We start from the raw sequence: 14,786 nt of genomic DNA on the forward strand, positions 1-14,786 counted from the left end.
ACCTTAAATTTAAATTCCTTTACAAAAGTATAAAAAATATGGAACAATCGTTCCTAAATTTTTGCAAAAAATTAAACCACAGCGTTTACAGTAAGTCCGCCATCGACAACAATTTCAGAACCTGTAATAAATGATGCATCGTCTGAAGCAAGAAATCCAACAGTTTTAGCAATTTCTGAAGACTGAGCAAAACGCTTCAATAAAATTTTCTCTCCTAAAAGTGCTCCAAAACCTTCTACTTCTGCTTTTTCTAAACCTAATTTGCCATAAAGCGGTGTTTCAACTGGGCCAGGAGAAACGGCATTTACTCTAATTTTTCTTGGCGCTAATTCTGTAGCAAAAACTTTGTTTAAAGATAAAACTGCCGCCTTGCTTGCTGCATAAACACTTGAATTTGGCATACCTAAATGCGCATTAACAGAAGTATTAAAAATAATAGAAGCTCCATCATTTAAAATTGGCAATAATTTTTGAACTGTAAAATAAACTCCTTTTACATTGACATTCATAATACTGTCATAATGCTCTTCTGAAGCTGAATCTACTGGAGCGAAAGATGCGATTCCGGCATTTAAAAATACAATATCAATTTTTCCATATTGAGCTGCAACTTTTTCTACTAAGGCCTCAATAGATTTTAAATCAGATTGATCTGCTACAATTCCAGTTACATTTAATTCTGCTTCAGCTTTTGCCAACGCTTCTTTATTTCTTCCTGTTACAATTACGTTTGCGCCTTTTGCTTTTAATTCAGCTGCAGCTGCGTACCCGATTCCGCTATTTCCTCCAGTTACGATAGCTACCTTGTTTTCTAAATTTTTCATTTTATTTGTTTTTAAGTTATTGATTATTCAATTATTATGGTACAAAGATATAATAACGGAACGATCGTTCCGTTATTATTGATGTTAATATTTAGTTAAAATAATTAATGCCTCTCAAAAGCCCTTATTTTTCTAAGAAAAAATCTATCCTGCTATAAGCGAAACAAATAACAAAATGTGAAAGATTCTTAATTTATGCTTAATTTTGTAGCCTAAAAACAAAAATCTAATGGATATTCAATTACACAACGAAAGTCCTTTCCAAACCATCATCTCCTTTCATAAGCTGATTGAATCTTTTGAGGAAATTGCTTCATCAAACGTTGACTACCGTGCCAATTATGCCAAAGCCATATTAAAAGAAATAGAACATTTACCAGAATTTAGAACAGGCATTCTGGATTATTCTGTCATTAAAAACAATGAGGCTTTAATTAAAAATCTTTTAGCCGATTTATTTCCAACCGCCTTAAGTCAGAATGAGATAAAAGCAGTTACGATTCCTTTTCAAAATATATCTTTTAATTATACAGACCGTTTCAAAAAAATTCTGCGCAACGCCGGAGATGAATTCTATATGGAAATTCGTGATTTTGATGATCACCAATTTTATGTAAATAACTGTTGCTTGATTTTAAGCAGTTATTACAAACAGCATATCGATTTTAACAAACCTTTTTTCTATGACATTCCAGACGAAAGCGGTATTGAAAAACATTATCGCATTTTGTACAATGCTGATTTTATGGAAATTATCCCAACAGAAAATGCAGTTCATTTGACTCAAGATGACATTGATTTACTGCTTGATAATTATAGTGACATTGAACTATGGAAATCTAAATTTCCTAAAGGAAGCTGGATTTTAAAAGGTTTTGGAATTGTTTCATTGTTTGATGCTACTACAGAAAGCGCAATTTCGATACTAAAAAGTAACTTATTAAAGCCTAATACAAAAACAGTTGCAAAAGATGAAGTTGTTGCAAATATCTTTAGATCAATATTTAAAATACCAAATTTAAAAGTTGGTTTTATTATCTATAATCCTGAAGAAGAGAAATTTATCAGGCCTGTTAAATTTGATAATCAATTACAAAGTTTTTTGCTTTCAAAAGAACAGGAAGTAGACTGTAAAAATGCCTTTTTTGGATGTTCATTTGAAAACTTATTAGACAAAAACGAACCTTTTGTTATTTCGAATGTCAAAAAATTTATTGAAGAATCGCCAAACAAAAGAATGGGCGAACACTTATTACGACAAGGAATTCAAAGTTGTGTTTTTGCACCTGTTGTAAAAGACGGCCATTTACTAGGCGTAGTCGAATTGGTTTCAGAAAATCCTAGAGAATTGAACAGCGTAAATGCAACAAAACTAGAATTGGTTTTGCCATATTTGACAGACACAATCGACCGTTATAATACTGATATGCAACACCAGATTGAGGCAATTATTCAGCGAGAATATACCACAATTCATCCAAGTGTATATTGGAAATTCAGAAAAGAATCTCAAAACTATTTTCAAAATATCAATCATACAAAAGATTATATTTTTAAAGAAATTGTTTTTAAAAATGTATATCCGTTATACGGTCAAATTGATATTAAAGGTTCTTCTGAGCATAGAAATGAAACCGTTAAAAGAGATTTGAAAAATCAGCTTACAACGCTTTTAGAAATTTTTGACAATCAAAAACCAAATGCAAATCTGGTACTTTTAGAACAAAGAAAGTTTGAACTAGAATCGCTTAGAAATGAATTAGAATTTCCATTAAAAGCAGATACAGAACAACATATTCAGCGTTATATAGAAGAAGAAATTCATCCGATTTTAAAAAACACTAAAGGTTCTGCGAAAAACGAGAAATTAGAAGAATTGTATTTTGAAAGCCTTGATGAAAAAACAGGTTTATTTTATCAGGAAAGAAAGAAATTTGATAATGCAATGTCGATTATCAACAAGAAATTAGCTTCGGTTTTAGACAGAAAACAACTGGAAGCGCAACAAATTTATCCGCATTATTACGAGCGTTTTAAAACGGATGGTGTTGAACATAATTTATATATTGGAGCTTCAATTTCGCCAACAAAACCTTTTGATATAATGTATCTGCACAACTTACGCTTGTGGCAATTGCAGACTTTATGCGAAATGGAGCTAGAACATCATCAGCTTAAAGAATCGCTTCCTTATGAACTAGACGTGACTTCATTGATTTTAGTTTTCAGTGCACCGCTTTCAATTCGTTTTAGAATGGATGAAAAACGTTTTGATGTTGACGGAACGTACAATGCGAGATACGAAGTCGTAAAAAAACGTATTGACAAATCGAACATTAAAGGAACTAAAGAGCGAATTACAGAAAAAGAAAAAATTACGATCGTATACTCGCAAAATAATGAAGAAACTGAATATTTGAAATACATCAAATATCTGCAACATAAAAAAATATTAGAACCTGCAATTGAACAATTTGAAGTTGAAGATCTTCAAGGCGTTTCTGGTTTGCGAGCAATTCGCGTAAAAGTGATTAACAATACCGCTAATCCGGCAGCAAAAAAAATTACTTATCAGGATTTATTAGATGAGCTCAATTAATTGAGCTCATTTTTTATTTTTTTTAAATGGATTTAAATGCAATAACAAACGCGATAACGGTAATGATAATTCCGACCATGAAAAAATTGTAGGCAATACGAAGCAAATTGTATTTTCGTTGCAGGACTAATCCAAGAAAATATAAATCTTTGATCATATTTGAATATAAATAATCGCGGTCTTTCATCATTTCGTTCATTGCCCAATCGTATTCTTCTAGAGGCATTTTATAGAAATTTCCAAAAAACAGTAAGTTTATTTTTTTATTCTCGATGTCTTCTCTTGTAAAAACACCAGAAGTAACTTTTGGACGTGTCGAAAGAATCGCAAAAATAATCGTAATAACGCTAGACATCAGCATAATAAATGTCGGAATAACCAAATGTGCATTTTTCGGGCTGTCTAATTTTGGAATAATCGAAGAAAGTGCAATTGAAATAATAATCGCATTAACAGACAGCAAGATATTAGCTTTACTATCAGCAATACCGCTTAATCGGGTATGATTTCCTAGAGTAACACGAAACAAAGTATCTACTCCACGATCTGGTTTTTCAACTTTATCTTTCTTTTTATTTTCAGCTTCAATTACGGCTGCAGCTTTCTTTTCTTGCTTGTTTATTTTCTTCTGTATCAAAAGCAAGTTTTTTTCTTTTAGAGGCTGCCATTTTTTTTGAGCATAATCAGTATAAAAACGGTGTTTGTTCAGCAAAAATCCCATGTTTTCTTTCGCCCACTCGGCATTAGAAAAATTGAGATTCCAAGTGTTTTTTAATTCAATACGCAACAGTTCACAAGTAGTTTCATATTCCGTACCCATCAAATGAGCAAAATCTGCATCTTTAATTATCTTTTCTAAATGTGTTTTCGGAACGTATTCCTTGATTGTAGCCAAAATCAAACTCGATACTTTTTCTATATACTCATCTGATTGTCCCTTCTCTTTCAAGAAATTGGATGCAATTTTGACACTTTCTTTTTCATGGTTTTCATAACCTACAGTATATCCTGTGTCATGAAACCAAGCTGCCACTAGAAGCATTTCTTTTTCATCTCCCCCTACATCTTCTTTCTTACAAAGCTCTTTTACTGCATTTACTACGGTTAAAGTATGGTTAAAATTATGGTAAGAATATAAATTAGAAAGTTTATCTTTGAGTAAAATACTGACGAAATCTTCGGATTGTTCTATTAGATTCATAAAGAATATTTTTATACCACTAAATTATGAAATTGTTTTTGGATAACCATTTTATTGCAAAGATTAAAAAATATTCTTTGGCAATTGTTGTCATAATACTTGTTAATTCGTGTGCAACGCATAAAGCGCAGTACGGAAAAAATGTAAGTGCCAACGAAACAGAAAACGCGACTGACACTATAAAAATTGCACATACTTTTTATTTAGTTGGAGATGCAGGAAATGCCGATGAAGAACAAGCGCAGCAAACCTTGGAACTTCTTCATAAAAAACTTAAGAAGTCTAATAAAAAGGCTACTTTATTATTTCTGGGAGATAACATATATCCGAAAGGATTTCCTAGTGACGGCAATGCTGCAGAAAAAGCTGCTGCAGAAACAAAGCTTAAAAACCAATTGGATTTGGCTAAAGGATTTAGAGGAAAAACAATTGTGATTCCCGGAAATCATGATTGGTATAACGGTATCAAAGGCTTAGAACTTCAGGCTGAATTTGTTACCAAATATCTAAATGATAAAAAGGCCTTTATGCCAAGAAAATCATGCCCTATCGAAGATGTAAAAATTGATAGCACTACTACATTAGTTACTGTTGACAGCGAATGGTTTCTAGAAGACTGGGACAATCACCCAACAATCAACGATAATTGCGACATTAAAACCAGAGAAGATTTTTTTAAGGAATTAGAAAATATCCTAAATAAAAATCAAGAAAAAACAGTTGTTCTTGCTATCCATCATCCTCTGATGAGCAACGGATCGCATGGCGGACAATATTCTTGGGAAAAACAATTGTTCCCTTTAGAGAAAAAAATTCCGCTTCCGGTAATTGGTTCTTTTATCAATTTACTGCGAAAAACATCTGGCGTAAGTCCACAAGACCTTCAAAACAAACAATATACTATTTATGCCAAGAGGATTAAAACACTATTGCAGGGCCAGAAAAATGTAATTGTTGTTTCCGGACATGATCATAATCTCCAATATGTCAACAAAGAAAATATAAACCAGATCATTAGTGGTGCAGGCTCAAAATCTGAAGCTGCGAGAGCAATAAATTCAACTGAATTTTCATACGGAGGAAATGGCTATGCAACCCTTACTTTATTTAAAAGCGGTGACGCAAAAGTCTCTTTCTTTGGAAATGAAAACAATAAGGAAAAGCTTCTTTTTGAGCATGAAATTATAAAAGCGAAAGAAATTAATTGGGCTTCAAAAGTTGACAATAAATTTCCTGCAACCATTATGACTTCGATCTATACGCCAGAAATGACACAAAAGAGCTTAGTACATAGGTTCTTGTTTGGAAATCATTATCGAAAATATTACAGCGTGCCAATTGAAGCTAAGATAGCAACTTTAGACACTTTAAAGGGCGGTCTAAAACCAATTCGCGAAGGCGGGGGACATCAATCTATTTCGCTTCGAATGTCAGATCCAAAAGGGCGCGAATATGTCATGCGTGCGATGAAAAAAAGCGCGACAGTATTTTTGCAGTCTGTTGCTTTTAAAGACCAATATATTGTAAACGATTTTCAAAAAACATATACAGAAAATTTCCTTTTAGATTTTTATACTACTTCTCACCCTTATGCTTCCTATGTAACATCCAGTATGTCTGACAAATTGGGAATTTTGCATACTAATCCGATTTTATATTATATTCCAAAACAAGATGGTTTAGAAGAGTTTAACTCGAATTTTGGAGATGAATTATACATGATTGAGGAAAGACCAGCTGATAATCATTTAGATGGTAAAAACTTTGGAAACCCAACTAATATTATCAGTACTGATGATATGATGCAAAATCTGCACAAAGACGAAAAATACTCGGTAGACGAAAAAGAATATATAAAGGCACGTTTGTTTGATATGCTGATTGGCGACTGGGACAGACACAGCGACCAATGGCGCTGGGGAGAACATAAAAAAGGAGACAAAGTAGTTTACACGCCAATTCCTCGTGATCGCGACCAAGCTTTTGCTAAATACGACGGAACATTGCTTTCGATTTTAATGAATATTCCTGCGCTTCGTCATATGCGCACTTTTAAAAGCAAAATTGACAATGTAAAATGGCTTAATAGAGAACCTTATCCGATGGATTTAGCTTTCTTGCGAACTGCTGAAGAAAAAGACTGGATTGCGCAAGCAAAATTTATTCAGCAAAATTTAACAGACAAAGATATCGATGAGGCTTTTAAAAATATGCCAAAAGAAGTTCAAGATCAAACTGTTGAAGAAATAAAACAAAAATTAAAAATTAGAAAAAAAGATCTTCAAAAATACGCTTCTGAATATTTTGATATTTTGAGCCATACTGTAATGATTGCAGGAACTGACAAAAAAGACAAATTTGTTATCAATCATAATGCTAAAAAAAGCATTGAAATTAAAGTTTATAGAGTTAAAAAAGAAGGTGATGATTTAGTTTATACTAAAACAGTAACAGATTCAAAAACTTCAAATTTGTGGATTTATGGTTTAGATGACAGTGATGAATTCCAAGTAATTGGAGATCAAAAATCGAGTATAAAAATTCGTTTGATCGGTGGTCAAAACAATGACACTTACAACATTGAAAACGGAAAAAAAGTTATTGTATATGATTTTAAATCAAAAGAAAACACTTACAACCTCGACTCAAAAACAAAAACACAGCTTACAGATGACTATGATGTAAATTTATATAATTTTCAAAAACCAAAGTATAATGTAATTTCTGGACTTCCAAATATTGGCTACAATCCAGATGATGGCGTAAAAGTGGGTATTAATTTAAATTATACAGTTAACAATTTTAAACAAAATCCGTACACACAAAGGCATGTTTTTAATGCTTTCTATTATTTTGCAACTGGAGGTTTAGAATTTAATTATGCTGCACATTTTCCTGGATTACTTGGTAAATGGGTTATTGACGTTGAATCGCAATACACTACTCCAAATTTTGCGATGAATTATTTTGGATACGGAAATGAAACACAAAATAACGATGATGATTATGGAATGGATTATAACAGGGTTCGTATCCGAAAATTTAATGCATCTGGAGCTATCAGACATGTTGGAAGATATGGGAGTGAGTTTAGCGTTCAGCCAATTTTTGAGAGAATGACAGTTGAAGAAACTGAAAACAGATATATTGATATACCTAATATTGTAAACCCTACTGTTTTTGATAGTCAGAATTATGGCGGTTTGAAGGTAAAATATCAATTCAAAAATGCTGATTTTGTCTCAAAACCAACATTAGGAATTGGTTTTATGGTAGCCGCAACTTGGACAACAAATTTGAATGAAACCAAACAAAATTTTCCAACTATTGAAAGTTTATTAGGTTTCACCCACAAAATTGATCACAACGGAAAATTAGTTTTAGCCACAATAATAAAAGGAAAAGCGATCTTAAACAACAACTACGAATTCTATCAAGGTGCTGCTTTAGGAGGCGATAAAGATCTGCGCGGTTATAGAAACGAACGCTTTTTAGGAAGTTCGTATTTTTCTCAGAGTAGTGATTTGCGTTTTAGTCTTGGAAAAATTCATCGTACAGTTGCGCCATTAACCTACGGTATTTTAGGCGGATTTGACTACGGAAGAATTTGGCTTGATGGAGAAAATTCTAAAAAATGGCATCAAGATTATGGCGGTGGACTTTGGTTAAATGCAATTAATGTTTTAACGGCCAGAATCTCTTATTTTAAATCTCCGGATGAAGTGGGAAGAGTTATTTTTGGAGCAGCGTATAGTTTTTAAGATTTTAAGCCACTAAGTTGCTAAGATTCTAAGTTTTTTAGCCACGAATTCACGAATTACTTTAATTACATTCTTGAATTTGTGGCTTTTTTTAGTCTTATTTTACCGCACGCCAGCTTATGATTTGTAGTTTACTGCTTTTTTAAACTTAGTGCTTAGAAACTTAGTAGCTTAGAATCTTAAATTCATAAACATTCCCTCCTACTTTATTTGTTTTTTCATCGGCGATAAGCAAAGTGTTATTGTCTTTAAAAACTATAGCTTCTTTTTGAGAAAAGTGGTTTAGTTTTATTTCGGTTTGAGAACCTTTGTGAAATAAGTCGCCTTTAAAACCTTGAAATAAAACAATTTTATCATGGCTTAATAAAACTACTTTTTTACCATCTGGACTAATAGTTGCACTGGTCAAAACACAATGGTTGTAATTATTGCAAGTTTTAAATTCGCCAATTTTTACTGCTTTTTGAGTTCCTGGTGCATTTAATATTTTGTATATAAAAGCTGTTCCGTCAAAACCTTTGCTTCTGTTTTTTGTAAATAAGTAAAAATAATTTCCATGTTCGAAGAAACCTTCAACATCATAAAATAGTTCTTTTTTCTTTGGAGGAAATTCAGTTTGTTCCGGATACGAGAATGAAACTTTGTATTCGGCGGAAGCCTGATCTCTATTCAGCTGATTTTTATTTACTTTATAAATACAAAGATCTTTGCGTTCGTTGTCGTTGTTGCCAAAATCTCCTATATAAATATTTCCCTTTTTATCTTTTGTAATATCTTCCCAATCAACATTTTTAGCATTCGCAATGGTAATCGTTTTGGTTAATTTTCCATCCGAATTTATCGCATAAATTGCATTTTTATTCCCGCTGTCTTCTAAAGTATAAATTAATTTATTTTCTGGAAAATATGTAATTCCAGATACTTCTTTTAGTTTTTTAGGAATAGAATAAAGCGTTTTTAAATCATTATCTGATTGCTGCTGACAAGCTAGTAAAGCAATTGTAATTGCCAGTAAAAAAAACTTTTTCATAAGATTGTTTTTTAAAATGTAAAGTCAATTTTAAAACTTATATGGTTCAAAAAAACTCTAAATTAAATTTGTATTTTTAAAGTTCCGCGTTATAAACTCAAATGCTGCAAACATTACGTGTCCCATCGATTTTGCATTTTTGAATTTCATATCATTAGTATAACGGTACAATTCCATTTTTAGCTGATTTAGATGTTCTTCTGTCGAAATGGTATCATGACACATAATGTTCAATAATTTTTTAATTCTGTTTTCTGCAGAATGAATACGCTTAGCCAGAATCGCCCTTTCTTCATCTTTATATTGAATAATAGAACGTTCTTCTAATTTATCTTTAATAAGTTTTATCATCGGATAATTTTCTTTGAAAAACTGCGGACGATAAACCTTAAAATTTCCTTCGTAACATTGCTGATCAAAATCGATTGGACGAATTTTATAGACAACTTGATCAAAATCATGAATTGGGACAATCACATAATTGTAAGCGCGCATATCGCCCAAAAGCCTGATCATGCAGCGTTCGTTAAACTTCACAAACTCTTTTGCAATTTGTGATTTTTCCATTTCCGTACAATTATCCAATAAGGCTTCCATAAAAACATCACCCGGAATTCCGATAATATGTTCCTCAATTAAAGTGTCTTTATAAACCAAAAAGTTGATTTTATCTGGCGAAAGAATATCTTCTAATTCTAAACCATAAATTCTTGAAGCATCTGCTTTTTTAATGTAAAAATGAACATAGTTGTCATTGAGAATATTTCGGACTTTAATCCGGAAAGGTTTCGAATTTCCGAAAGTACAATAATCAATCGCGTCTATATTTAGAAACTGAATAATTTCACTGTTTCCATCAGAATGCAGCAGTGAATAGATTTTTTTTAGATTCAAATCGATTTCGTTTCTTTCGAATTCACTGTAATAAACGCGAATCCATAAAGTATCTGTTTCATTTTTATCGTAGACATTTACAGAGCCAGAAAATCGCAATAAGTCATCATAGAACACAGATACTTTCGAAATGCGTTCGTATCTGTCTAAATAACTTAATAGAGATTGTGTTAAAGGGTAAGTAGGTTTTTTTAACACCATTAAAGGTTCGCTCATTTTGAATATCTTTAATGCAAATTTACATTAAATTACATTTAGCCGTAACAATTAACAAGTTGATTCGTCATACTTAAAACTAAAACCGAAATAAATTTGGAAACCATTCTTACCATTGAAAATCTACACAAAAGATACGGCCGTATTCAGGCGCTAAAAAATGTATCTTTTGAAATACAAAAAGGCCGTGTTTATGGCATTTTAGGTCCTAACGGAAGCGGCAAATCGACCACTTTAGGAATCGTATTAAATGTTGTTAACCGTACATCAGGCAGTTACAGCTGGTTTGACGGAAAAATAGAAACGCATGAAGCGCTAAAAAAAGTAGGCGCAATTATCGAAAGACCAAACTTTTATCCGTACATGACGGCTGAAGAAAATTTAAAATTGGTTTGTAAAATAAAAAACATCAACTATTCTAAAGTCAATGAAAAACTGGATTTAGTAGGTTTATCTGAAAGAAAAGACAGCAAATTCAGCACTTTTTCGTTAGGAATGAAACAGCGTTTAGCAATTGCTTCGGCACTTTTAAACGATCCTGAAATTTTGATTTTAGACGAACCAACGAATGGTTTAGATCCGCAGGGAATTCATCAGATTCGAGATATTATTAAAAAAATTGCATCCCAGGGAACAACTATTTTATTGGCTTCGCATTTATTAGATGAAGTCGAAAAAGTTTGTACGCATGTGGTAGTTTTAAGAAAAGGCGAAATTTTATATTCAGGTTCTGTTGACGGAATGTCTGCAAACGAAGGCTTTTTTGAAATTTCTTCGAATGATAATACGGCATTAAAATCAATTTTGAATGAGCATCAGGCAGTTAATCAGATTAAAGAGGAAGACGGAAAAGTTTTAGTCTATTTAAAATCTGAATTATCTGCTTCAGAATTAAATCAGTATTTATTCTCAAAAAATATTGTTTTGAGTCATTTGGTAAAACGAAAAAATAGTCTGGAAGCACAATTTTTAGAATTAACAAAAAATACAAATCCAAAAATCTAATTAAGCCATGAACAGACTTATCTCTATAGAATTACAAAAAATCTGGATGAATAAAGCCAGCCGTATTCTCACTTTAACTTATTTTATTCTGCTTTCCTTTATAGCTTTAATTGCCTCTATTAAATTTGATATTGGTCCTTTTAAATTCCATTTGGCAGAAATGGGAATTTTTAATTTTCCATTTATATGGCACTTCAATACTTATGTCGCTGCTATTTTAAAATTATTTCTTGCTATTGTAATTGTTTCCATGATGGCTAATGAATACAGCTACGGAACACTGAAACAAAATTTAATTGACGGCTTGAGCAAAAAAGAATTTATTCTGTCAAAGTTCCTTACAGTTGTTTTATTCTCATTTGTTTCAACTGTCTTCATTTTTGTTATGAGTTTGATTTTAGGTTTGATTTTTTCTTCTTACACTGAGATTGATATCATCTTTAGCGACTTAGATTATCTACTTGCCTTTTTCGTAAAATTAACCGGATTCTTTTCATTCTGTTTATTTCTTGGAATTTTGGTAAAAAGATCTGCCTTTGCATTAGGTTTTCTTTTAGTTTGGAATATAATCGAAGGAATAATCAGAGGTTTATTAGCCTTTAAAATTTTCCCTGACAGCAATATCGATGAGAAAATCACACAGTTTCTGCCTTTAGAATCAATGTCTAATTTAATTGCTAATCCTGGCCCAAGATTGTCTGTAGTAAAGAGTATTGGCTCACAAATAGGAATTGACACAGATATGGATTATAGCGTAAGTTATTTTGCAATTTTAATTGTTTTAATCTGGACATTTTTATTTATATACTTTTCTTACAAATTATTAAAAAATAGAGATTTATAGTATATTTGTTTTACTATGAATTATTTTAAAAGTTTTATTGTCATTTTATCCATTTGCCTTCTCTCTTCAAAGATGAATGCGCAGTTTATAAATATTGATGATCAGAAAACACCACAGCAGCTTATACAAGATATTTTAGTAAATAGTTCTTGTGCTTCTGCAACAAATACAACAGGAAAAGGAGATACGTTTACACCCGGAAAAAATAGCTTTGCCTATTTCAACGCCGGCACAAGCGGATTTCCTTTTTCTGAAGGTATTGTTTTAACCACTTCTACAAGCACAGAAGGAGTTGGTCCTTATGTTAGTAATGATGGCGGGGGAAGTCCAAATTGGCTCGGAGATTCAGATTTGAATCAGATATTAGGAATCAACTCGATAAATGCAACCGTGCTTGAATTTGATTTTGTTCCTTTATCAGATTTAATAAGTTTTAATTATATTTTTGCTTCTAACGAATATCAATATTCTTATCCTTGTGAATATTCAGATGGTTTTGCCTTCCTAATTAAAGAAGCAGGATCAGCAGATCCTTATAAAAATCTAGCTGTAATACCCAATACTGCTATACCTGTTTCATCAGTAAATGTACGTCCGCAAATTGGACCCGGCACGCGTCCAAACGGAAGCCCATATACCGGATGTCCTGCATCTAATGAAAATTATTTTAATGGATTAAATAACAATACAAGTCCAATTAATTATGCTGGTCAAACCGTTGTATTAAATGCACAAACTTCTGTAACTAAAGGAAAAACCTATCATATCAAACTTGTAATTGCTGATGCCTCACAGCGCTATTATGATTCAGCAGTATTTTTACAAGCGGGCAGTTTTGCTTCAAAAATTGACTTTGGTCCTAATAGAACTTCTACAAGCAATAATCCTTTATGCTATGGAGAAACTTTTTTATTAGATCCAAAATTATCAACAGCATACTCTTATAAATGGTTTAAAAACAATGTGCAAGTAGCAACAACACCAACTTATAATGTCACTGATGCGGGCGATTATAGAGTTGAAGTTGTATTAAGTCCTTCTACTTGCAGCTTAGTCGGACAAATTAAAATTGATTATGCGCCAGAAGTTTTATCGAGCAATACAGCTTTAGTGCAATGTGATGACAATACAGATGGAATTGCAATTTTTAATTTGACTAAAGCAGATAAAATCGTAAAAAATAATGTTTCAGAAATTTTAAACAAAGGATATTATGAATCATTAGCAGATGCTCAAACTAAAATAAATCCTATTTTAAATCCTGAAAAATATACTAATAAAAGTGCCAATCAAGTTATTTTTGCCAGACTCGAAAACACTTATGGCTGTTATAAAATTGCCGAGGTAACACTTCAAATTTCAAACAACCAGATTGTTAATCAAAATCCAGTATCAACTTGTGATGGAGATGACAAGCAAGATGGCTTATATCAATTTGATCTTAATGCACAAGTTACGCCTCAAATTGTTTCAGGATTACCTAACGGATTAAATGTTACTTATTATTTGAATTCAAATGATGCTTTGACAGAAACAAATTCTTTACCAAATATTTTTAAAAACACAACTGCTTTTTCACAAACCATTTTTGCAAGAGTAGTAAACGGACCTGATTGTTATGATATTACACCAATAACACTTGTTGTAAATACTTTTTCTCCGCCTAATTTTGAAGATGAAACCAAAGTAGTATGCAAGGGAGGAGAAACTACATTAAGTGTCGCTACAGGCTTTTCAAGCTATTTATGGAATACCGGAAGCACAACTAATTTTATCACCGTAAATTCACCAGGAGACTATTCAGTTGTAGTTCAAGATGCGAACGGCTGTGAGAAAACTAAAAAATTCAAAGTAAATTTATCTGAAATTGCCGTACTAACGGATGCTGTTGTAAAAGATTTTTCTGGGGTCGATAATTCAGTATTATTGCAATATACTGGAACCGGTAATTACGAATTTTCATTAGACGGAATTGTTTATCAAGATAATCCGTTATTTACAGGAATAAATCCTGGAATTTATTATGCCGTAGCACGAGATAAAAACGGCTGTGGAATATCAAATACTTTTTTAGTGTATGTTTTAGATTATCCAAAATTCTTTACACCAAACGGTGATGGTTACAATGATTTATGGACAATTAATTCTTTTGACCAGCTTCCTGATTATAATATTTTCATTTACGATCGTTATGGGAAATTTTTGAAACAGATGAATCAAAACAGTGTTGGCTGGAACGGACAATTTAATGGTCAGCAATTAGCAGCAGATGATTATTGGTTTAATTTAATATTTGACAACGGTAAAAATGTAAAAGGTCATTTTAGTTTGAAAAGATAAAAATAATTTCTATTTAAAATATAAGTTCCATAAATCTTAATTTCAAATATTTAGAAAGAAAAACACTATATT

The 14,786-nt window shown here is 32.0% G+C and carries 9 protein-coding genes; 5 read left to right on the top strand and 4 right to left on the bottom strand.

Annotated elements, in window-relative coordinates; genetic code table 11:
* Positions 1 to 71: 71 nt before the first annotated feature.
* On the bottom strand, positions 72 to 824 hold the full coding sequence (locus tag IRZ83_RS14945) for an SDR family oxidoreductase (RefSeq protein ID WP_194569964.1): 753 nt from the start codon (positions 822 to 824) through the stop codon (positions 72 to 74).
* Between the two features lie 229 nt (positions 825 to 1,053).
* On the opposite strand from IRZ83_RS14945, the gene IRZ83_RS14950 reads away from it, so the two are divergent.
* On the top strand, positions 1,054 to 3,423 hold the full coding sequence (locus IRZ83_RS14950) for a GAF domain-containing protein (protein ID WP_194569966.1): 2,370 nt from the start codon (positions 1,054 to 1,056) through the stop codon (positions 3,421 to 3,423).
* A gap of 22 nt (positions 3,424 to 3,445) precedes the next feature.
* On the opposite strand, the gene IRZ83_RS14955 is transcribed toward IRZ83_RS14950, so the two are convergent.
* The gene (locus tag IRZ83_RS14955) at positions 3,446 to 4,624 is read right to left on the bottom strand and encodes a Pycsar system effector family protein (RefSeq protein ID WP_194569968.1); all 1,179 of its coding nucleotides are present in this window, start codon (positions 4,622 to 4,624) and stop codon (positions 3,446 to 3,448) included.
* Between the two features lie 26 nt (positions 4,625 to 4,650).
* Between IRZ83_RS14955 and IRZ83_RS14960 the strand changes: the two genes are divergently transcribed.
* Positions 4,651 to 8,385, top strand: coding sequence for a metallophosphoesterase (locus tag IRZ83_RS14960; RefSeq protein ID WP_194569970.1), 3,735 nt, complete (start codon positions 4,651 to 4,653; stop codon positions 8,383 to 8,385).
* Positions 8,386 to 8,548: 163 nt separating this feature from the next.
* Here the strand turns inward: IRZ83_RS14960 and IRZ83_RS14965 are convergent, their stop codons facing one another.
* On the bottom strand, positions 8,549 to 9,415 hold the full coding sequence (locus IRZ83_RS14965; RefSeq protein WP_194569972.1) for an SdiA-regulated domain-containing protein: 867 nt from the start codon (positions 9,413 to 9,415) through the stop codon (positions 8,549 to 8,551).
* 57 nt (positions 9,416 to 9,472) lie between these two features.
* Positions 9,473 to 10,525, bottom strand: coding sequence for a hypothetical protein (locus tag IRZ83_RS14970; protein ID WP_194569974.1), 1,053 nt, complete (start codon positions 10,523 to 10,525; stop codon positions 9,473 to 9,475).
* A gap of 96 nt (positions 10,526 to 10,621) precedes the next feature.
* On the opposite strand from IRZ83_RS14970, the gene IRZ83_RS14975 reads away from it, so the two are divergent.
* The 3 genes from IRZ83_RS14975 to IRZ83_RS14985 are packed head-to-tail and all read left to right on the top strand — an operon-like array spanning position 10,622 to position 14,714.
* Positions 10,622 to 11,530, top strand: a complete 909-nt coding sequence (locus tag IRZ83_RS14975; RefSeq protein ID WP_194569976.1) for an ABC transporter ATP-binding protein — start codon at positions 10,622 to 10,624, stop codon at positions 11,528 to 11,530.
* Between the two features lie 7 nt (positions 11,531 to 11,537).
* The gene (locus tag IRZ83_RS14980) at positions 11,538 to 12,374 is read left to right on the top strand and encodes an ABC transporter permease (protein WP_029272772.1); all 837 of its coding nucleotides are present in this window, start codon (positions 11,538 to 11,540) and stop codon (positions 12,372 to 12,374) included.
* 15 nt (positions 12,375 to 12,389) lie between these two features.
* Positions 12,390 to 14,714, top strand: coding sequence for a T9SS type B sorting domain-containing protein (locus tag IRZ83_RS14985; RefSeq protein WP_194569978.1), 2,325 nt, complete (start codon positions 12,390 to 12,392; stop codon positions 14,712 to 14,714).
* Positions 14,715 to 14,786 lie beyond the last annotated feature (72 nt).

Source organism: Flavobacterium sp. JLP (assembly GCF_015350755.1).
In the GTDB taxonomy this organism is placed as follows: Bacteria; Bacteroidota; Bacteroidia; order Flavobacteriales; family Flavobacteriaceae; genus Flavobacterium.

What these genes read in the sequence shown, in the direction of transcription:
- IRZ83_RS14945 (WP_194569964.1), bottom strand. Translation starts at nt 824, where the DNA reads ATGAAAAATTTAGAAAACAAGGTAGCTATCGTAACTGGAGGAAATAGC.
- IRZ83_RS14950 (WP_194569966.1), top strand. Translation starts at nt 1,054, where the DNA reads ATGGATATTCAATTACACAACGAAAGTCCTTTCCAAACCATCATCTCC.
- IRZ83_RS14955 (WP_194569968.1), bottom strand. Translation starts at nt 4,624, where the DNA reads ATGAATCTAATAGAACAATCCGAAGATTTCGTCAGTATTTTACTCAAA.
- IRZ83_RS14960 (WP_194569970.1), top strand. Translation starts at nt 4,651, where the DNA reads ATGAAATTGTTTTTGGATAACCATTTTATTGCAAAGATTAAAAAATAT.
- IRZ83_RS14965 (WP_194569972.1), bottom strand. Translation starts at nt 9,415, where the DNA reads ATGAAAAAGTTTTTTTTACTGGCAATTACAATTGCTTTACTAGCTTGT.
- IRZ83_RS14970 (WP_194569974.1), bottom strand. Translation starts at nt 10,525, where the DNA reads ATGAGCGAACCTTTAATGGTGTTAAAAAAACCTACTTACCCTTTAACA.
- IRZ83_RS14980 (WP_029272772.1), top strand. Translation starts at nt 11,538, where the DNA reads ATGAACAGACTTATCTCTATAGAATTACAAAAAATCTGGATGAATAAA.
- IRZ83_RS14985 (WP_194569978.1), top strand. Translation starts at nt 12,390, where the DNA reads ATGAATTATTTTAAAAGTTTTATTGTCATTTTATCCATTTGCCTTCTC.